Source organism: Enterobacter sp. 186315 (assembly GCF_053290175.1).
The window spans coordinates 48720-69364 of record NZ_JBPTTK010000023.1 but is presented as its reverse complement, the minus strand read 5'-3'; the positions used below and the strand labels follow the sequence as shown (position 1 = coordinate 69364).

The following is a 20645-nucleotide window of genomic DNA, read 5'->3' as shown; positions in this document are numbered from 1 at the left end:
TGCGCCTCGCCCCGGCATTACGGAAACGCTTCGGCGATTTACAGCCGGACCAGGGCATCGCTGTAATCTTTCTATTTAAAAGGGAATTCCGCATAGCTTTAAAATGACTAAATATTCCTCACTGACGTGTTTTTCAGGCAAAAAAAATCCGCCACATTGGGCGGATTTTTCATTGGCTCACCGAAGTGATTAGAAGCGGTAACCTACGCCTGCGATCCAGGTGCCAACGTCAACGTTGCGGATACGGCTCTGCTCATAGGAGAAATCCAGAGCAACGTTTTCGATTGGGTTGAACTGCATACCTGCGCCATAGGAGAAACCGTAGTCGCTGTTGCTTGCAGTGCGGTTCAGACCTTCGTTTTCGGTCTGCTGGAATTTACCGTAGCCAACACCTACAACACCGTAGATGCTTGCCCAGTCGTTCAGGCGGTAAGCAGGACCAGCGGTGATACCGTAGTACTGACCTTTGTTATATGCGCCGTTTTCAGAACGATCTTTCTCAGTGTAAGTGAAAGAACCGATCACGCCGAGTGGGTTGTTATCCTGCTCGTAGCGATACTTCAGGTTGAAGCCGTTAGCTTTGTTCATCACGCCCTGATAGTCGCTCTGAGCGTAACCACCAGTAACAGTAGAAGTAGCAGCTACAGCGGTACCTGCGGAAACAGCCAGTACAGCGGCCAGTGCTGAAAGACATGCAATTTTTTTCATAACCACCTCAAATGTGCTTCAAGTAAGTCCGTAAGTTTTAAATATATCAAAAAATCTTGTGAAACTCTTTCTGATTCGTGATGTCTAACGGGCCCTTTGATGTAACAGAACGTTTCCAGGGCCAGCTATCTCATTCAAATATCGTAGAATTTACACATTAAAACGCTAATTCTGCGCGCGTGTCACGCGACATTCATCCAGATTATTCCTAATCTGATAGCTGATAAATCCATCAACGCTTAACCATTTTACGGATTTCACAGCGTTTTTTTTCAACGAAGTCTCAACCGTTGCAGGTTATTTCTATTACACTGCGGCTTTTACTTCGTTTGACAGAAATTGACAGGAGAAAGGATGCCTGGGTTATCCCGCAAATCGTCGGTCTGGATGCCGGTTGCCGTAATACTTATCGCCATGCTCTCCATTCAGAGCGGCGCATCGCTGGCGAAATCCCTTTTCCCGCTGGTCGGAGCGCCCGGCGTCACCGCGCTGCGTATCGCACTGGGGACCCTCATCCTCGTCGTCATCTTCAAGCCCTGGCGTCTGCGCTTTAAAAAAGAGCAGCGTCTGCCTCTTCTATTATATGGACTGGCGCTCGGGGCGATGAACTATATGTTCTATCTCTCTATTCAGACTATCCCGCTGGGGATTGCGGTGGCGCTCGAGTTCACCGGCCCGCTGGCGGTCGCGCTCTTCTCTTCGCGCCGCCCGGTCGACTTTATCTGGGTTGTGCTCGCCGTGCTGGGGCTCTGGTTCCTGCTGCCGCTCGGCCAGGACGTGTCGCACATCGATCTTACCGGTGCCGCGCTGGCGCTCGGGGCAGGCGCCTGCTGGGCGGTCTATATCCTGACCGGGCAGCGCGCCGGTGAAGAGCATGGCCCGGCAACGGTGGCGCTTGGCTCGCTGATCGCCGCCATCGTGTTTGTGCCTATCGGTATGGCGCAGGCCACAGACTCCATCTGGCAATGGTCGGTGATGCCGATTGGCCTCGCCGTCGCTATTCTTTCCACCGCCCTGCCCTACTCGCTGGAGATGATTGCCCTGACGCGCCTGCCCACCCGGATCTTCGGCACGCTGATGAGCATGGAGCCTGCGCTGGCCGCTGTTTCCGGTATGGTGTTCCTCGGTGAAACCCTGACCCTCACCCAGACGCTCGCGCTGTGCTCTATTATTGCCGCGTCAATGGGGTCGACCCTCACCCTGCGCCCGGAAAGCAAAATCGAGAAGATCGATATTAATTAATCATCCCTTTCTGCATGGCCTTAGCGCCATGCAGAATATAGGCCAAACCGGCCCTGTGAATAATCCGATTGCATGTGCGGTATTATTCTGAAATATCGCTTTAAGAATCATCCGCATCAGAGAAAATAATCACAGTTCTGCAACAAATTATCTATGCCATTGAAAATAAATAAATTTCAATATCAACCCGCCCTTTACTATTAAACCGATAGGCAGGACCAGAAAAGCAAAGCGTAAAACTGGTGCTATACTCATTCCCGTAATTACCTGGGACACTAACATCAAGAGGATTTGAGATTATGAGTACCGCTAAATTGGTAAAATCAAAAGCGTCTAATCTGCTTTATACCCGCAACGATGTATCGGATAGCGATAAAAAAGCGACCGTTGAGCTGCTGAATCGCCAGGTGATCCAGTTCATTGACCTGTCACTGATTACCAAACAGGCTCACTGGAACATGCGCGGCGCAAACTTTATTGCGGTGCATGAAATGCTGGATGGCTTCCGCACAGCGCTGGTTACCCATCTCGACACCATGGCAGAACGCGCCGTGCAGTTAGGCGGTGTGGCGCTGGGTACTACGCAGGTGATCAACAGCAAAACTGCGCTGAAAAGCTACCCGCTTGATATCCACACCGTTCAGGATCACCTGAAAGAGCTGGCTGACCGTTACGCTATCGTGGCTAACGACGTGCGTAAAGCGATCGGCGAAGCGAAAGACGAAGACACCGCGGATATCTTCACCGCAGCTTCTCGCGACCTGGATCAGTTCCTGTGGTTCATCGAAGCGAACATCGAATAATCCATACGGATTTGCGATTAAACCCTCGCCCCTGGCGGGGGTTTTGCACTTTTATGGTGCGCACTTTTCCCTTCCCACCCAGCAAAAGTGAACGAAATGTAATAATCACCTCACACAACGGTTAATGGAAGATTGTTTTTTCGTCAGAATTTGCGCTTAATATCATCCCGTCAGTTGACCAAAACGAAGCGCACCAAAACGGTGCTCCACATTGGTGCAATAAAACCTTATTGCCACGTTTATTGTGCAACGCGTGACATCATCCCCTTTGCAAAACAAGAGCTTGTAAAGTTGGCACGATTTTTTCATTGTGCCTGACGTTCTCGCAGGGGATCGCCCCGTGGATATAAAAGGAAATGCTATGAAGTCTGTATTAAAAGTTTCACTGGCTGCACTTACCCTGGCGTTTGCGGTGTCTTCTCAGGCCGCCGACAAACTTGTTGTTGCGACTGACACGGCGTTCGTTCCGTTTGAATTCAAACAGGGTGACAAGTACGTTGGTTTTGATGTGGATCTGTGGGCTGCGGTCGCAAAAGAACTCAAACTGGATTACACCCTGAAGCCAATGGACTTCAGCGGCATTATCCCGGCTCTGCAAACTAAAAACGTTGACCTGGCGCTGGCCGGTATCACCATTACCGACGAACGTAAAAAAGCGATCGACTTCTCTGACGGCTACTACAAAAGCGGCCTGCTGGTGATGGTCAAAGCCGACAACAACGACGTGAAAAGCGTGAAAGATCTCGACGGTAAAGTGGTCGCAGTGAAGAGCGGCACTGGCTCCGTGGATTACGCTAAAGCGAACATCAAAACCAAAGACCTGCGTCAGTTCCCGAACATCGACAACGCGTACATGGAACTGGGCACCAACCGTGCTGACGCCGTTCTGCACGACACGCCAAACATCCTGTACTTCATCAAGACCGCGGGCAACGGCAAGTTCAAAGCCGTAGGCGACTCTCTGGAAGCACAGCAGTACGGTATTGCGTTCCCGAAAGGCAGCGACGACCTGCGTAACAAAGTTAACGGCGCGCTGAAAACCCTGAAAGAGAACGGCACTTACAACGAAATCTACAAAAAATGGTTCGGTACTGAACCTAAATAATTCAGCCTGAAATCAGGTTTGTCAGGCCCGGAGCGCTTGCGTGACCGGGCCTGCAATTTGAGTCATCCCGGTATGGCTCTTTGTTTTTTACCACGGTAACAGTAACAGGAAATTATCATGCAGTTTGACTGGAGCGCCATCTGGCCTGCCATTCCTATCTTGCTTGAAGGCGCCAAAATGACCCTGTGGATTTCGGTCCTCGGTCTGGTTGGCGGGTTGATTATCGGTCTTGTCGCCGGTTTCGCCCGCACCTACGGTGGCTGGATTGCTAACCACATCGCACTGGTTTTCATCGAAGTGATCCGCGGCACGCCAATCGTCGTGCAGGTCATGTTCATCTACTTCGCCCTGCCGATGGCATTCAACGACCTGCGTATCGATCCGTTCAGCGCGGCGGTCGTGACCATTATGATCAACTCCGGCGCCTATATTGCGGAAATCACCCGCGGCGCGGTTCTGTCGATTCATAAAGGGTTCAGTGAAGCCGGTCTGGCGCTGGGTCTGTCGCGTCGCGAAACCATCCGCCACGTGATTCTGCCGCTGGCGCTGCGCCGCATGCTGCCGCCGCTGGGCAACCAGTGGATCATCAGCATTAAAGACACCTCGCTGTTTATCGTTATCGGCGTTGCAGAGCTGACCCGTCAGGGACAGGAGATCATCGCGGGCAACTTCCGCGCCCTGGAAATCTGGAGCGCGGTGGCGGTTATCTACCTGATCATCACGCTGGTTCTGAGCTTTGTTCTGCGTCGTCTTGAAAGAAGGATGAAAATCCTGTGATTGAATTTAAAAACGTTTCCAAGCACTTTGGCCCGACCCAGGTGCTGCACAATATCGATCTGAATATCAAACAGGGTGAAGTGGTGGTGATTATCGGGCCGTCCGGCTCCGGTAAATCAACCCTGCTGCGCTGCATCAACAAGCTGGAAGAGATCACCAGCGGCGATCTGATTGTGGATGGCCTCAAGGTCAACGACCCGAAGGTGGACGAGCGCCTGATCCGCCAGGAAGCGGGCATGGTGTTCCAGCAGTTTTACCTCTTCCCGCACCTGACGGCGCTGGAAAACGTGATGTTTGGCCCACTGCGCGTGCGCGGTGCCGACAAAGCGGCGGCAGAAACGCTGGCGAAAGATCTGCTGGCGAAAGTCGGTCTTGCCGAGCGTTCGCACCACTACCCTTCCGAGCTGTCCGGCGGACAGCAGCAGCGCGTGGCGATTGCCCGCGCGCTGGCGGTGAAGCCTAAAATGATGCTGTTTGATGAGCCAACCTCGGCGCTCGACCCCGAGCTGCGCCACGAGGTGCTGAAGGTCATGCAGGATCTGGCGGAAGAAGGGATGACGATGGTGATCGTGACCCACGAAATCGGCTTTGCCGAGAAGGTGGCCTCCCGCCTGATCTTCATCGACAAAGGCCGTATCGCTGAAGATGGCAACCCGCAAGAGCTGATCGCCAACCCGCCGAGCCAGCGCTTGCAGGAGTTCCTCCAGCACGTGTCCTGATCCCTCAGCATGTAAAAACCGGGCCAGCGAAAGCAGCCCGGTTTTTTTATGCCAGATTGTTCCCAAATATCCCCCGCGCCTCCCCGCACTCTATACTTATCATTTTGCTGGATATTTTCACCGGAGGACGCCGTGCCGTGGATCCTGTTGCTGTTGCTTAGCCTGTTTAGTGCGCCATCGCTCGCCGTGGCGATCCCCGGCGTCACCACCACGTCCACCGCTGCGTCGCAAAACGCGCCTCCGCCCGAGCCGGATGTCGAACAGAAAAAAGCGGCCTACAGCGCCCTTGCTGACGTGCTGGAAAACGACGCGTCGCGTCAGGAGCTGGTCGAACAGCTGCGTAAAGCCGCCGCCAGCACCTCGAAAGAAGAGGTTCCTGCACTCACGCCTCCTGAGGTGAAAGAGGAAAAAACGGTACTGGAGAACGTCACCGACGTGGGACGGGAGTATGGCGAAGCCCTCTCTTCGCGCTTTGCCCAGCTTTACCGCAACCTGATCGGTTCCCCGCATAAGCCCTTTAACCCGCAAACTTTCTCCGCCGCCGCCACCCAGTTTTTGATACTCGCCGGGGCGGTCTTCCTGTTCTACTGGCTGGTACGCCTGTGCGCCTGGCCGCTGTATCGCAAAATGGGCCAGTGGGGGCGCAAAAAGAATCAGCATAAAAGCAGCTGGCTGCACCTGCCCGCCATGATAACCGGGGCCTTTATCATCGATTTACTGTTACTGGCGCTGACGCTGTTTATCGGTCAGCTTCTGGCGGATCGCCTCAACACCGGCAATAAAACCATCGCCTTCCAGCAGGCGCTGTTCCTCAATGCCTTTGCGCTAATCGAGTTCTTTAAGGCGCTGCTGCGCCTGATCTTCTGCCCGCGTGTGCCGGAGCTGCGTCCGTTTTCCATAAAGGACGAGACCGCAAAATACTGGGCCGTGCGCCTCAGCGTGCTGAGCGGCCTGATTGGCTACGGGCTGCTGGTCGCCGTGCCGATTACCTCAAATCAGGTGAACGTGCAGTTCGGCGCGCTGGCCAACGTGCTGATCATGCTCTGCATTACCGTATGGGCGCTGTATCTGATCTTCCACAATAAAAAGGCGATTACCGACGGTCTGCTGCACCTCGCCGATCGTTCGCTCTCCTTCTTTAGCCTGTTTATCCGCGCGTTTGCGCTGGTGTGGCACTGGCTGGCAAGCGCTTACTTTATTGTCCTGTGCTTCTTCTCGCTGTTCGACCCGGGCAACAGCCTGAAGTTTATGATGGGTGCGACCTTTAAAAGCCTGGCCATTATCGGCATTGCGGCCTTCGTGTCCGGCCTGCTTTCGCGCTGGATCTCAAAGACCATCACCCTGTCGGCGCACGTGCAGCGTAACTATCCCGAGCTGCAAAAGCGCGTGAACGGCTGGATGTCGGTGTCGCTTAAGGTCGCGCGCATTCTGACCGTCTGCGTGGCGATCATGCTGCTGCTCAACGCCTGGGGATTATTCGACTTCTGGAACTGGCTGCACAACGGCGCGGGCGAGAAGACCGTCGACATTTTGATCCGCATTGCGCTGATCCTGTTCTTCTCGGCGGTGGGCTGGACGCTGCTGGCAAGCCTGATTGAAAACCGCCTGGTGTCCGATATTCACGGCCGTCCGCTGCCGAGCGCCCGCGCCCGCACGCTGCTCACCCTGTTCCGCAACGCGCTGGCGGTGATTATCAGCACCATCACTATCATGATTGTGCTCTCGGAAATCGGGGTCAACATCGCGCCGCTGCTGGCGGGTGCCGGTGCGCTTGGGCTGGCGATCTCGTTTGGTTCGCAAACGCTGGTGAAGGATATTATCACCGGGATCTTTATCCAGTTTGAAAACGGGATGAATACCGGGGATCTGGTGACCATCGGGCCGTTGACCGGCACGGTCGAGCGGATGTCGATTCGCTCCGTGGGCGTGCGCCAGGATACCGGGGCGTACCACATTATTCCGTGGTCATCGATTACCACCTTCGCCAACTTCGTGCGCGGCATTGGGTCGGTGGTGGCGAACTACGACGTCGACCGTCATGAAGATGCCGAGAAGGCGAAGCAGGCGCTGAAAGAGGCGGTTGATGAGCTGATGGAGATGGAGAACATTCGCGGGCTGGTGATTGGCGAGCCGTCGTTTGCGGGCATTGTCGGGCTGACGAATACCGCCTTTACCCTGCGCGTTTCCTTTACCACCCAGCCGCTCAAGCAGTGGACGGTGCGCTTTGCCCTCGACAGCATGGTGAAGAAGCATTTCGATCTGGCAAACGTCAGAATGCCGGTGCAGACCTATCAGGTGGTGTCGCCGCCTGCGGCACCGCTTCCGCCGCAGGAGCCGACGCTGTAGCCTTATTGCCCGGTGTCGCTGCGCTTACCGGGCCTACGGGGTCAGGCTTACTTTTTGCGTTTGTTATCGTCCATAAACGACCAGGCGATAAAGCGGCTCTGCTTCTGGCCCTGGGACATCTCTTTTTTCACCACCTTCACCGCGCCGGCTTCGGTCAGCGCGCGGTACAGCGGCGGCAGGTTGTCGCCGCGAGAAACCAGCGTGGTAAACCATTTCACCTGACGGCCAAAGGCTTTGCTTTCGGCAATCATTTTCAAGATAAAGGCCACTTCCCCACCCTCGCACCACAGCTCCTGCTGCTGGCCGCCGAAGTTCAGCGCCGCATCTTCCGCCTGGCCCAGGTTACGGCGCTTACGCTCGCTGCCCGCGCGGGCAGAGGCCGCCGAGTCGTGGAACGGCGGGTTACACATAGTGGCATCGTACTGTTCATTCTTGTGGATAATGCCATTAAGGATAAAGGCCGCATCTTTTTGACGACGCAGGCGCACCGCGCGGGTCAGCCCAGGATTGCCGTTGATAATGGCCTGCGCGCTGGCAAAGGCGCTGGCGTCGATTTCGCTGCCGGTAAAGCGCCAGCCGTACTCGTGCGCGCCAATCAGAGGGTAAATCAGGTTCGCGCCGGTACCGATGTCCAGAATGGTGGCCTGCTGTGGAACAGCGCCCGCGTTATCTTCCGCCAGCAGATCGGCAAGATGGTGAATATAGTCCGCGCGCCCCGGGACCGGTGGGCAGAGAAAGCCGTCGGGAATGTCCCAGTTCGCCACGCCGTAAAAGTGGGCCAGCAGGGCTTTGTTCAGCATTTTAACCGCCTGCGGGTCGGCAAAGTTGACCGACGGCTCACCCGCAGGGGTCTGCACGATAAAGTCCTGCAACGGTGGGCAGCTCAGGCACAGCGCCTGCATATCATAGCGGCTGCGGTGGCGGTTACGCGGGTGCAATCCCGGCTTTTGCGAAGTCATGGCAATCTCCTTTAAACAGCGGCGTAAGATACCCTCTGAAGACCCAACGGTAAATATCTCTCTGCGTCGGGCAAAAAACCGACAAAAATCAGCAACCTGTATGTCTATGATCTGTCAGCATTTTGTCAATAAATATCGTTCAAAAAATAAGCAGATCATCATCAAATTTTTGCGCTAAATCACACTCTGCAAGCTTCTAAACTTAGTAAGAATCACCCGTTGTTCCCCTCCAGAGGATGTGATTATGAAAAGATATCTACCCTTCGTTATCGCTGGTGTGCTGGCAGGCGCGTCGTTCTCTGCCCTGGCCGTCCAGTCTCTGTCTGACAGCACCGACACCAGCCAGCTCCGCCCGGCGGGCACCGTTTCCGTTACCGGCGCTGCGAACCTTGACGACCTTCAGGCTAAGCTCGCCGAGAAAGCCCGTGAAGAGGGTGCCAAAGGCATCGTGGTTAATTCCGCCAGCGGTGAAAACCGGATGTTTGGCACCGCCACTATCTATAAGTAACGCCCTTTCTGAGAACATACTGCATCTGCCCGACGGATGCAGTTCTCCCCTTTTCTCTTGATTGTTCACTTTTTGACCCCATATTAACCTGATAACACCACTACGCGAGGAGAAGGCCATGGCTTCCGGCTGGGCGAACGACGACGCCGTTAATGAGCAGATCAACAGTACAATTGAAGATGCGGTTGCACGCGCTCGCGGGGAGATCCCGCGCGGTGAAAGCTTAGAATTCTGTGAAGAGTGCGGCGAACCTATTCCTGAAGCGCGGCGCAAGGCCATTCCGGGCGTGCGGTTATGCATCACCTGCCAGCAGGAGAAAGATTCGCATAATGCGTCTTATACGGGATATAATCGCAGAGGATCGAAAGACAGCCAGTTACGTTGACTTTCCTTTACCTAATTTCACCGCGCAAGCGGTTTCCTTTACGCTCACGGATTTTTGATTGCCACGTAGCAAAATGTGCGATTAAAAAATGTTCTGTAAAGCGCAGCGGCAAGAACTGTAAATTGCTCAATCGAATTTATTAATATTCAATAACTTATTTGTCATTCAAATTTTTTGAGCAATGACGTCAATTCTCTTCGATTTTATCTTTCGTAAAAAACCGTGATACTTATCACATCGACGGAACATCGTCCCCCTAACAGAATAACCTGCGAGAGATTAACCATGAAAACCATCAAATATGCTGTTGCCGCTGTTGCCCTGTCCGCTCTGTCTTTTGGCGCATTCGCCGCTGACGCAGTTTCCCCTGCTCAGGCACAGAGCATGAATAAAATCGGTGTGGTAAGTGCAGAAGGCGCGACCACCCTGGACGGCCTGGAAGCGAAACTGGCTGAGAAAGCGGCGGCTGCGGGTGCTAGCGGTTATACCATCACCTCCGCTAACTCCAACAACAAACTTAGCGGTACTGCGGTTATCTACAAATAACCGAGCGCATTGTGTTCCAAACTCGCTAAACCCTCTGGCGAGCTGCTCCAACCCTCATTGACCCTGTTGTTGTTACCCTTTGTTTGCCCGTCCGCCACTGGACGGGCTTTTTTTTTGCCTAAAAAGACTGCGCCACGCGCGTCAGCCCGGCCTCTACCGTATCAACTTCACCCGTTGCCGCCAGGCAGCAGGCCATTTGCAGCTTAATTGAGTGCGGCACCGGCACTTTTCCGGCCAGGCACTCGACGATCCAGTGCGCGGTGATTTGCGGATCTTTGGACGCCGGCAACACCACGTCGCGGTTCTCTTCACCGCGCTCAAGCAGCGCGCGCGTCCCCGCGGTATCGATCAGCATGAGCTGCGGGCAGCGCTGCGGATTGGCGTACACCTCCCCTTCGGTTCCGTGCATCAGCAGCGCGCGGCCACCGATATCCTCAAAGAAACGGGCGACGCGGGTGACGTACTCCGGGTGCGATACGCTGGACAGTCGCAGGGCTGCATCTTCCGCAAACGGCGTCGCCAGTTTTGCCAGGGTGTGCGCGCTGTTGCGCACGCCCATTCGCCAGCGCATATCCAGCTGTTTTTCCAGCGGCGGGCAGAGCGCCTTCACCGGAATATAGACCGGCTGATGGCCTTCCAGCTTCGCCTGCGCCTGACCGGCGTGCAGAGTGGGTTCGATGCCCAGCAGCTCAAAAATGGTTTCGGTTAATACGCGGGTAGGATCTTCGCTGACCCCATGAACCACCACCGGGAAGCCCAGCTTGTTGAGCAGAATAGCCAGCAGCGGCGTCAGGTTGGCCTGTTTGCGCGCGCCGTTGTAGGTGGGAATGACGATCGGCATAGGCCGGGTGACGGGCGGCGTTAAACGGAGAGTCTGCGCCTGCATCGCTTCATAAAAACCGCGCATCTCCGCTTCACCTTCACCTTTAATACGCAGCGCAATCAGGATGCCGCCCAGTTCGAGATCCGGCACCTCCCCGTTGAGCATTCGGGTGTAGAGCGCCCGCGCCGTTTCCTGGTCCAGGTCGCGCGCGTGGTTTTTACCGCGCCCCACCTCTTTGATAATTTTGCGATAATCCATGAGATCTCTCCATGTGATGCGTTGCTGTTACTATAGCCCTGATAAATGTGTCGCGACTAATCATTTCCATACGACTTTCCCCTCGTTATCAGAGCGTTTAGCCATCAGGATTGGGTAAAAGTAGTCAGAATTTCGGTAAGCTAACACACCTGACACGTTTTGCCACATTCTCTTCTTATTGTTTTATAAGCTTTTTATTTTGAAAGTGTGTCAGCCGTCACACCCATTAAATTCAGTTAATCGGGAATGAAGTGAAGGTTAATTGAATAAGAAAATCCCATCGTTCATAGTCTGCGTCGAATTAATCACCGCGGTGATGTAAGTGCGTTTTTTATTATATTTTCATATGGGATTTTGAAATGAAAAAGATATTTATGGCGGGCATTGCAGCAGGGATTGTATGCGCTTCCGTTCCTGTTCTTGCCGCTACGAATGGTGAAGGTCAAATTAATTTCACCGGTGAAATTATTGACTCTGCCTGCACGGTAGTAAATAACCTTAGCAACCCTCTCGATGTGACGTTGGGGAAAGTGGCTAAATCGGCATTTACGGGTTCTGGCTCAACGGCTGCAACCACACGCTTTGATATCCTGTTAAAAAACTGTCCCGAAACCGTAACCAGCGCCTCCATTAATTTTGGCGGCACACCTGATTCAAATGACGCGGATGTTCTTGCATTAACGTCAGGAACAGGCGCGGCTTCCGGTGTCGGTGTTCAGCTGCTTGACAATAACTCCACCCCAATCGATTTATATTCTGCTTCCACAGAATATACGCTGACGTCGGGTACCACCACCAACGACCTGCAATTTGGCGCACGTTATATTCAGACGGGTGCAAGCATCGTTGCTGGACAAGCAAACGCAGTATCCACCTTTACTGTCGTTTATAACTAATAAAACAGATATTAGTCATCGCGGGTGACTAATATCTGTTACTCCTTATTAACGGTCTTGCTATGCGTAAATTCTTATTACTCTCTTCACTTGTCTTAATGGCTTCTTCAGCACACGCCGGTATTACCATCGGCGGTACGCGACTGGTCTATCCGGAAAGTAAAAAAGAATCCTCCATTCAGGTCACTAACCCTGACAATATTGACTACCTGGTGCAGTCCTGGGTTGAGAGCGAAAGCAACGCGCGTGAGAAAGCCCCTTTTTTGATTACCCCGCCGCTGTTCCGCCTCGACGGAAAGCAGGATAACGTGCTGCGTGTGATCCGCACCGGCGGAACTCTGCCAGAAGACAGAGAGTCTCTCTACTGGCTCAATATTAAATCTATCCCGTCCTCAAGCCGACAGGATAATGTGAACACCCTGCAAATCGCGATTAAAACGCGCATCAAATTACTGTACCGTCCGGCCGCCGTGACCGGCACGCCGGAAGACGTTGCCTCGCAGCTGCAATGGCACGAGCAGGGCCACCAGCTTATTGTGAATAACCCCACGCCGTTTTATATGAATTTCCAGGAAATCATCGTTGGCGGCAAGAAATTACACAAAATCACCTATGCCGCACCAAAAGGCGAAAGCCATTTTGAGATGCCGGGAAATACGTCAGGTAAAACCGTAAGCTGGAAAATTATTAACGATTACGGGGCTATCTCGAAATCCTTTACCGCCACTCTTCGCTAACCGGTAAAATAATTAACGGAAGCCATTATGCCGTGGGATTACGACACAAAACCGCCAAAACGCCATCACCTGAAAATGCTGACCGCATTGGGGATGGTTGTCGTCGGTATTTCCGCGCATAACGCTCTCGCTGAAGATTATTTTAATCCGGCGCTGCTTGACGTCGATAATCCAGACCAGGGAAAAACTGACCTCAGCGTATTTGAGACCGGGCCCGGACAAGCGCCGGGAAAATACCAGGTCGATATCTACGTCAACAATAATAAAGTGGCGAATAAAGAGGTCACCTTTGACCTCAAAAAAGGGTCTGATAATAAATCCGTTCTTCAGCCCTGCCTGAGCCTTGACGAGCTAAAAAGCTTCGGCATCCAGAGCGATAAATTTACCCAGGCGGAGCACAACGGCTGCGTAGATATCTCGGTGATGGATTCCGCCAAAGCGACGTTTCGCGTCAGCCAGCAGCAGCTGCTGCTGAGTATTCCGCAAAGCGCAATCATCCAGATCCCGCGCGGCTACGTGCCGCCAGAGGAGCTGGACGAAGGCATTAACGCCGGTCTGCTCAACTACAGCTTTTCCGCGGGCAACACCCACAGCAAAGAGGAGCACGGCAGCGATCAGAACAGCGAATACCTCAACCTGCGTCCGGGCCTGAACCTGGGAGCGTGGCGTTTTCGCAACTACTCAACCTGGAGCAAGACCAGCGGCGACGGTAACGACCAGAGCGATTTTTCGTCCGTTTACAGCTACGGCCAGCGGGATATTCTGGCGCTCAACAGCGAGCTGACCGTCGGGCAGAGTTCGTCCCCGGCCGACGTGTTTGACAGCATTTCGTTTACCGGGGCGCAGATGGCGTCGGACGACGATATGCTGCCGGACAGCATGAAGGGCTTCGCCCCGGTGATCCGTGGAATTGCCCACAGCAATGCGCAGGTCACCGTGCGCCAGAACGGTTACGTCATTTACCAGAACTTCGTCGCACCCGGCGCGTTCACGATCGATGACCTCTACCCCACCGGCGGCAGCGGCGATCTTAACGTCACGGTGAAAGAGACCGACGGCAGCGAGCAGCACTTTGTGGTGCCTTACGCCTCGGTGCCGGTTTTGCAGCGCGAAGGGCGTTTCAAATACAGCCTGACCGCCGGGCGCTATCGCAGCTACGACGACGACGTGGAAAAAACGCCCTTCCTGCAAGGCACCGCCATGTACGGTCTGCCCTGGGGATTAACCGCCTACGGCGGCGTTCAGGGCAGTAAGTACTACGACGCGCTGGCGCTGGGGATCGGCAAAAACATCGGCGACTTCGGGGCGATATCGGTGGATGACACCGTTGCCCGCGCGCAGTTGGGCGGCGTGGATACCTCGTCCCGGGGTGAATCCTGGCGCCTGCGCTACAGCAAAGATTTTGCCACCACCGGGACGCATTTCTCGATGGCGGGTTATCGCTACAACACCGCTGGCTTTTACACCCTCGGTGAAGTGCTGGATTCCCACACGCAGAACGACGACTGGACGCCGCCGGACCGCCGTCGAAGCCGTGAAGAGGCGACGGTCGATCAGGCTCTTGGGAGCGGCTTCGGCTCCATCAACCTGAGCCTGGTAAAAGAGAACTACTGGAACAGCCAGCAAAACATGACCTCCGTCAGCGTCGGCTATACCAACAGCTGGCGCGGCATCAGCTATGGCGTGAGCTACGGCTATAACAAGAACACGTACGACGGCGACGATGACGACGATTACAGCAATGACAGAACTATTGCTCTCAACGTGTCCGTGCCGCTCGACCGCTGGATGAGCAACACCTGGGCCAACTATAACCTGAACAGCACGAAGCACGACACCACGCAAAGCGTCGGGATCAACGGCACGTCGCTCGCGGAAAATAACCTCAGCTGGAGTATGCAGCAGGGGCACAGCCAGTCCAACGGCAACACCACCAACCTGAATGCCGATTACAAAGGCACCTATGGTGAAACCACGGCGGGCTATTCGCAGGACAACAGCCAGCGTCAGGTCAACGTTGGCCTTCAGGGCAGCGTGATTGCCCACGCACACGGCGTGACCTTCGGGCAACCGCTGGGGGATACCGTCGCGCTGGTGGAAGCCCCTGGCGCCGACGGCACCAACATCAGCAACCAGACCGGGGTGGATACGGACTTCCGCGGCTACGCCATCGTGCCGTATGTCTCTCCGTATCGCCACAACACCATCGCGCTGAACACCGAAACGCTGCCGGATTCCGCCGACGTCGACCACGCAGTGAAAGTGGTGACGCCAACGCGAGGCGCGGTGGTACGTGCCCGCTTTGATACCCGCGTGGGCAGCCGCGTGCTGATGACGTTACGCCGTGCCGATGGCCGTCCCGTGCCGTTTGGCGCAACGGCCGCCGCCGCGGGGGACAGCGGTGAATTTATCGTGGGCGATGACGGGCAGGTCTTCCTGTCCGGGATGCATCAAAAAGGGACGCTGAAGGTCAGCTGGGGCAGAACCGCCGATACCCGCTGCACCGCTTCGTATCACCTTCCGTCCGCAGGCGGAAGCCAGATTATAAACGTCACGGCGCAGTGCACCTGACCCTAACCCGGAAAGCTCTATGTCTCTGTTACGCTATGCCTTTTTGCTGATAACCCTGTGTGCGGGCACCTTTTTCATGCCCCAGGTGTATGCGGCAACCTGCACCACCAGCGATCTGCCCTATTCGCTTAGCGCAGGGAAAGTCTCCGTATCGCCGAGCCTCGCGGTCGGGGGCATTATTCCCAGCTCAACGGAAACCCACAGCGTGACCGGCAGCTGTAGCGGTACGCTGAACAACACGACGATCAACGCCTGTTACGAAGGTTTGGGGGCCGAAATATCCGGGATGCCGGGGGTATATGAATCCGGCGTGCCGGGAGTGGGTATCCAGATGCTCAACAGCGCCGGGCAGGTCATTCGCGGTAAAGGCAGCACCTGCAACAGCACCGCTACGCCAATGGGGACGGTAGACGGCAGCCAGAACTTTAATTTCACCTACTCGATCAGATTAGTGAAAACGGCAACCTCGGTGAGTAACGGGATATTAACGCAGGCAACCACCCGATACGGTTTTCGCGTGTACGACGATGCCACGCTGGGGACAAGCAACACTACCTGGTATAACGGGACTATTGCCCCCGTCACCACCACCTGTTCCGTCGATCCGAAGAATCTGACCGTTACGCTGGGTGATTTCCCCGTCAGCCAGTTTACGCACGTCGGCGCCTATACCAGCTGGAAGACGTTTCATATCACAACAACCTGCGACAACACCACGGCCTTCACCGCCCGAATCACCAGCGCCAACGGCGTTAATAGCCAGTTCAGCGACGTGATCAACCTGACGCCGGGCCCGGACAGCGCCACGGGCGTCGGGGTGGGCGTGCTGCTGGATGGCGTGGATTTGCGATACGACTATCCGATCCCGGTTGGCGGTCAGTCGGAAGCCAACGTACCGGACAGCATTCCTTTTGCGGTCGATTATTTCCAGACCGACGCGCAGGTCACCGCTGGCAAAGCCAATACCGTGATGACCATCGACATGGAGTACAACTAAGATGACGCTGAACAGACTTCTGCCCGCTATTGCCCTGCTCGCCTGTTCCGGTGCGCACGCCACCGACGTGACGCTCAACGTGGTCGGCAACATTTACGACACCACCTGTCAGGTGGACAGCACCAGCAGGAATATGGTGGTGAGTCTGGGACAGGCCATTTCCAGTGAGTTTAAATCCGTGGGCGATACCGGCCCGTGGAAGAATTTCGACCTGACGTTATCCAACTGCCCGCCCAGCCTGATGCTGGCTACCGTCACGGTGAACGGCCAGCCGGACGCTATTCACCCGAACAAATTTGCCAACACCGGCACCTCGAAGGGGCTGGCGCTGGAGCTGGCAGACCGCACCGACAGCATTACCCTCGCGCCGCAGTCCAGCTTTAATGCGGTGATCGACAGCACCACCCACACCGCAGACTTCCCGTTTTCGGCCCGCTATTACACCACCAGTACGCCGGTCAGCGCCGGCAGCTTCGCGAGTGTGGTACAGGCTACCTTGACTTACCAGTAGGACCGCGCCTCTTAGCACGGATGCTTTTTCCACGCCCGGCAGGTTGTTTCGCCGGGCGTTTTTTTACCTCGGGTACGTCGGGCTGTTCGATAGGGAATATCGGCAGCGCGTTGAGCAGTCGCTGGCCGTAATTTTTGGTGAGCAGCCGCTTGTCGTAGATGACCACTTCGCCCCAGCAGCCGTGGCTACGGATCAGGCGTCCCACCTGCTGAATCAGGTTGAACGATGCCGCAGGCAGGCTTTGCACCTCGAACGGATAGCGGTTCAGGCTTTTTAGCCACTCCCCTTCGGTGATCACCACCGGGCTGTCGATCGGCGGGAAGGCGATTTTATGGATATGCACCTGCGTCAGATAATCCCCTTTCAGATCGAGGCCTTCCGCAAACGACTGTAGCCCCACCAGCACGCTGCGTTCGCCGTTATCGATCCGCTTGCGGTGCGTTTCCACCAGCCGGTAACGGGGCTGATCGCCCTGCACCAGCAGCAGCAGGCGCAGGTCGGTGACGTGCTCCAGAAAACGCTGCATCGCACGCCCGCTGGCAAACAGCACCAGCATGCCCGGAAACTTTTTGCTCTCAAGCTGTTCGCGGAAATAGGCCGCCATCTCGGCAACGTGGTCTTCTTCGTTTTCCATCAGCGGTTCGTACTTCATGCGCGGAATCACCAGCTTGCCCTGCTCGCAGTGGTTAAACGGCGAGTCCAGCGACACGAAGCGGTCGCCCGCTTTTTCCCGCAGGCCGCTCATCTCCTGCAATCGGGAGAAGCTGTTCAGGGAGCGCAGGGTAGCGGAAGTGACCACCACGTGGGGCACGCTGCGCCAGATGAGTTTTTCCAGCTGATCCGCCACGCGAATACCCACGCAGTGGAAGAACAGATGCACCTGCCCTTCCCGCACCTCGCGGGTGGCCCATTTAGTGACCGGCGCGCCTGACGCCTGCGCCATCGACGCCAGCCGCCACAGCTTGCTTTGGGCTTCAAACATGCCGAGCGCGCGGTTCATTTGCAGCAATATGCGGTGCAGGCGTACCACGTCATGCGTGCCGGTTTTCTCGCTCAGATCGTTTAAAAACATCTCCGCCAGCCCGCGCAGCTTTTCCAGATGCTTCGCCAGCTGCTGGCAAATCTCCATCACCTCGTCCGGCAGTTCGCCCATCGCGAAGCGGTGTTCCGCCTCCTGGGTAGCGGGAAGATAGAGATTGAGAATGTTATTGAGCGAGGCGATCAGGCCGTAGACCTCTTCGCAGTGCTCGCTCAGGCGTTCGGGCACCGCCAGCGGCGGCGTGGTTTTCGGACGGAACTGCTCCATGCAGGTCGCCACCAGCTTGCAGAACAGATCGAGCTGCAAGCGAAACCACGGCGCGGTGATTTCTGCGCTCATCTCCAGCGCATCGCGCGCCACGTCCGGCAGATGGTGGCCTTCATCGAGCACCAGCAGCAGGTTTTTCGGCTCCGGCAGCACGGCTTCGCTTTCCAGCGCCGCCATCACCAGCGCGTGGTTGGCCACCACCACTTCCGCCTCCTGAATTTCACGGCGGGCGACAAAGAACGGGCATTCGCGATAGTAGTGGCAGTTGCGGTTCAGGCAGCTTGCTTTATCGGTGCTGAGCCTGCGCCACAGGTCATCGCCAATCGCCTGGCTGGTGTGATCGCGCAGGCCGTCCCACTTATAGCCGTCGAGATCGGCTTTCAGCTTCGCACACTGCTCCTGCTCGGCCTTGTTGTTCGGCGTAAGTTCATCGTCCAGAAACGCCAGCAGATCCTGCTGATTAGGTTCGCTGCTGGCGAGCGCCGCCAGGTTGCGCGGACAAACGTAGCGCCCGCGCCCGAACGCGGCGGTAAAGCGCAGGTCGGGGATAATTTTGCGCAGCAGGGGGAGGTCTTTGCTGAAGATCTGATCCTGCAACGCCACGTTGGCGGTGCTGACCACCAGCGTTTTTTGCTCTTCACGGGCAATCGCGATGCCGGGAATTAAGTACGAGAGGGTTTTCCCGACGCCGGTCGGGGCTTCAATCGCCAGATGCCGGCCGTCGTCCCCGGCGAGCGTTTTTGCCACGTCAGCGATCATCTGCCGCTGGGGCGCTCGGGGGATAAAGTCGGGGATCTGCTGTTGTAACGCCTTATACCAGGCGCCAATTTGCGCTTTGAGCGCAGCGGTTAAAGCCATGAAGAGACCTGAAATACTGTATAAACAGCCACTATTGTGGCACTTTCCTGGGTTTGTCGCAAAAAGAAAAGCCCGGCTTTACGGCCGGGCTTCCAGATTACTGCGGGTTAGCCGGTTTGCGCGGGCGGCGGCGACGCTGCCCTTCGCCGGATGGCTTCGCTTCACCGCTGCGCCACGGGTTTTCGCCCGCCGGTTTGGCATCCCCGCCGCGACGCGGAGGTTTGCCGGATGACTTCGGCGCGCCGCCTTCGGAGCGACGCGGCTGCTGACCGCGACCGCCGCCGCCCTGCCCGCGACCGCCGCCCTGACGACCGTTTTGAATGGGCTCGGCCTTGATAGACGGATCCACTTCATAGCCCGGGGTTTCGATGCGCGGGATCTCTTTTTTCAGCAGACGTTCGATATCGCGCAGCAGCTTGTGTTCATCTACGCAGACCAGCGACAGCGCTTCACCGGTGGCCGCCGCACGACCGGTACGGCCGATACGGTGAACGTAATCTTCCGGCACGTTTGGCAGCTCGTAGTTCACCACGTGCGGCAGCTCTTCGATATCCAGGCCGCGCGCGGCGATGTCGGTTGCCACCAGCACGCGAATGTCGCCAGATTTAAAGTCAGCCAGCGCGCGGGTACGTGCCCCCTGGCTCTTGTTACCGTGGATAGCCGCGCTGCGAATGCCGTCTTTATTCAGCTGTTCCGCCAGGTGGTTCGCGCCGTGTTTGGTGCGGGTGAAGACCAGCACCTGCTGCCAGTTGCCCTGACCGATCATCTGGGAGAGCAGCTCGCGCTTGCGTTTCTTATCCACGAAATGCACGTGCTGCGTCACCTGCTCGGAGGCGGTGTTACGACGCGCCACTTCGATTTCCAGCGGGTTATGCAGCAGCTTCTCGGCAAGGGCTTTGATGTCGTCCGAGAAGGTCGCGGAGAAGAGCAGGTTCTGACGACGCGCCGGCAGCTTAGCCAGCACGCGGCGGATGTCATGAATAAAGCCCATATCCAGCATACGGTCGGCTTCGTCCAGCACCAGAATTTCAATCTGATCCAGCTTAACCGCATTCTGATGTTCCAGATCCAGCAGGCGGCCCGGCGTTGCCACCAGCACGTCCACGCCGCCGCGCAGCTTCATCATCTGGGGGTTAATGCTCACCCCACCGAACACGACCAGCGAGCGAATGTTGAGATAGCGGCTGTACTCACGCACGTTCTCACCAATCTGGGCGGCCAGTTCACGGGTTGGCGTGAGGATCAGCGCACGTACGGGACGGCGGCCTTTGGCGTGGGGCTGATTTTTTACCAGCAGCTCCAGCAGCGGCAGGGTAAAGCCTGCGGTTTTACCGGTACCCGTCTGGGCGCTGGCCATCAGGTCACGGCCTTCCAGGACGGCAGGGATCGCCTGCTTCTGGATCGGGGTTGGCTCAAGGTAGCCCTGCTCCGCCACTGCGCGCAGGATCTCCGGGTTCAGGCCAAGGGAATCAAAAGACATAAAAACTCCGAACCGCCCCGACCGTCACAGGTGTAGTTTTCAGGGAGATATAACGAATTTGAGAGGACAAAAACCACAATGTCGCGAAGGGGCGGAGTGTAGCAGCTTTT

At 56.0% G+C, this 20645-nt stretch carries 19 protein-coding genes; 14 read left to right on the top strand and 5 right to left on the bottom strand.

The genetic code is table 11. The features are described 5' to 3' along the window. Positions 1-189 precede the first annotated feature (189 nt). Complete coding sequence (gene ompX, locus ACSVHP_RS19790) at positions 190-708, bottom strand: outer membrane protein OmpX (RefSeq protein WP_234674220.1); 519 nt, start codon at positions 706-708, stop codon at positions 190-192. 354 nt (positions 709-1062) lie between these two features. Here ompX and rhtA point away from each other — a divergent pair, with 354 nt between their 5' ends. From rhtA to ybiO, 6 genes are all read left to right on the top strand, one after another. Next, positions 1063-1950 (top strand): threonine/homoserine exporter RhtA, encoded by an 888-nt coding sequence (gene rhtA, locus ACSVHP_RS19785; protein ID WP_417313557.1) that lies wholly within the window; start codon positions 1063-1065, stop codon positions 1948-1950. A gap of 299 nt (positions 1951-2249) precedes the next feature. Continuing rightward, complete coding sequence (gene dps, locus ACSVHP_RS19780; protein ID WP_234674218.1) at positions 2250-2753, top strand: DNA starvation/stationary phase protection protein Dps; 504 nt, start codon at positions 2250-2252, stop codon at positions 2751-2753. 361 nt (positions 2754-3114) lie between these two features. Beyond that, positions 3115-3858: a glutamine ABC transporter substrate-binding protein GlnH gene (glnH, locus tag ACSVHP_RS19775; protein WP_234674217.1), complete on the top strand. Its 744-nt coding sequence runs from the start codon at positions 3115-3117 to the stop codon at positions 3856-3858. 117 nt (positions 3859-3975) lie between these two features. Further along, positions 3976-4635: a glutamine ABC transporter permease GlnP gene (glnP, locus tag ACSVHP_RS19770; protein ID WP_234674216.1), complete on the top strand. Its 660-nt coding sequence runs from the start codon at positions 3976-3978 to the stop codon at positions 4633-4635. Beyond that, positions 4632-5354 (top strand): glutamine ABC transporter ATP-binding protein GlnQ, encoded by a 723-nt coding sequence (gene glnQ, locus ACSVHP_RS19765; protein ID WP_447552792.1) that lies wholly within the window; start codon positions 4632-4634, stop codon positions 5352-5354. Before glnP ends, glnQ begins: the two co-directional genes overlap by 4 nt. A gap of 132 nt (positions 5355-5486) precedes the next feature. Next, the gene (gene ybiO, locus ACSVHP_RS19760; protein ID WP_447552791.1) at positions 5487-7700 is read left to right on the top strand and encodes a mechanosensitive channel protein; all 2214 of its coding nucleotides are present in this window, start codon (positions 5487-5489) and stop codon (positions 7698-7700) included. A gap of 47 nt (positions 7701-7747) precedes the next feature. Here ybiO and rlmF read toward each other — a convergent pair whose 3' ends face one another. Continuing rightward, the gene (gene rlmF, locus ACSVHP_RS19755) at positions 7748-8659 is read right to left on the bottom strand and encodes a 23S rRNA (adenine(1618)-N(6))-methyltransferase RlmF (RefSeq protein WP_447552790.1); all 912 of its coding nucleotides are present in this window, start codon (positions 8657-8659) and stop codon (positions 7748-7750) included. Between the two features lie 244 nt (positions 8660-8903). Here rlmF and mcbA point away from each other — a divergent pair, with 244 nt between their 5' ends. From mcbA to ybiJ, 3 genes are all read left to right on the top strand, one after another. Then, positions 8904-9167 (top strand): DUF1471 family periplasmic protein McbA, encoded by a 264-nt coding sequence (gene mcbA / locus ACSVHP_RS19750; protein ID WP_417313560.1) that lies wholly within the window; start codon positions 8904-8906, stop codon positions 9165-9167. 118 nt (positions 9168-9285) lie between these two features. Beyond that, positions 9286-9552, top strand: a complete 267-nt coding sequence (locus tag ACSVHP_RS19745; protein WP_234674211.1) for a DksA/TraR family C4-type zinc finger protein — start codon at positions 9286-9288, stop codon at positions 9550-9552. Between the two features lie 285 nt (positions 9553-9837). Beyond that, positions 9838-10098 carry a DUF1471 family protein YbiJ gene (gene ybiJ / locus ACSVHP_RS19740; RefSeq protein ID WP_234674210.1) on the top strand — a complete coding sequence of 87 codons (261 nt, stop codon included), beginning with the start codon at positions 9838-9840 and terminating at the stop codon, positions 10096-10098. A 118-nt stretch (positions 10099-10216) separates the two neighbouring features. Here ybiJ and ybiB read toward each other — a convergent pair whose 3' ends face one another. Beyond that, the gene (ybiB, locus tag ACSVHP_RS19735) at positions 10217-11179 is read right to left on the bottom strand and encodes a DNA-binding protein YbiB (protein ID WP_447552789.1); all 963 of its coding nucleotides are present in this window, start codon (positions 11177-11179) and stop codon (positions 10217-10219) included. A gap of 359 nt (positions 11180-11538) precedes the next feature. Here ybiB and ACSVHP_RS19730 point away from each other — a divergent pair, with 359 nt between their 5' ends. The 5 genes from ACSVHP_RS19730 (at position 11539) to ACSVHP_RS19710 (ending at position 16891) form a co-directional block, all read left to right on the top strand. Beyond that, on the top strand, positions 11539-12075 hold the full coding sequence (locus tag ACSVHP_RS19730; protein WP_447552788.1) for a fimbrial protein: 537 nt from the start codon (positions 11539-11541) through the stop codon (positions 12073-12075). Positions 12076-12137: 62 nt separating this feature from the next. Continuing rightward, complete coding sequence (locus ACSVHP_RS19725; RefSeq protein ID WP_234674208.1) at positions 12138-12812, top strand: fimbrial biogenesis chaperone; 675 nt, start codon at positions 12138-12140, stop codon at positions 12810-12812. 27 nt (positions 12813-12839) lie between these two features. Next, the gene (locus ACSVHP_RS19720) at positions 12840-15383 is read left to right on the top strand and encodes a fimbria/pilus outer membrane usher protein (protein WP_447552787.1); all 2544 of its coding nucleotides are present in this window, start codon (positions 12840-12842) and stop codon (positions 15381-15383) included. Between the two features lie 19 nt (positions 15384-15402). After that, positions 15403-16380: a fimbrial protein gene (locus ACSVHP_RS19715; protein ID WP_447552786.1), complete on the top strand. Its 978-nt coding sequence runs from the start codon at positions 15403-15405 to the stop codon at positions 16378-16380. Position 16381: 1 nt separating this feature from the next. Continuing rightward, complete coding sequence (locus ACSVHP_RS19710) at positions 16382-16891, top strand: fimbrial protein (protein ID WP_447552785.1); 510 nt, start codon at positions 16382-16384, stop codon at positions 16889-16891. Here ACSVHP_RS19710 and dinG read toward each other — a convergent pair. Beyond that, entirely contained in the window at positions 16872-19055 is a 2184-nt protein-coding gene (gene dinG / locus ACSVHP_RS19705) for an ATP-dependent DNA helicase DinG (RefSeq protein ID WP_447552784.1), read from the bottom strand. The two genes, ACSVHP_RS19710 and dinG, sit on opposite strands and share 20 nt — an antisense overlap. Before the next feature lie 97 nt (positions 19056-19152). Beyond that, the gene (rhlE, locus tag ACSVHP_RS19700) at positions 19153-20535 is read right to left on the bottom strand and encodes an ATP-dependent RNA helicase RhlE (RefSeq protein WP_417312667.1); all 1383 of its coding nucleotides are present in this window, start codon (positions 20533-20535) and stop codon (positions 19153-19155) included. Positions 20536-20645 lie beyond the last annotated feature (110 nt).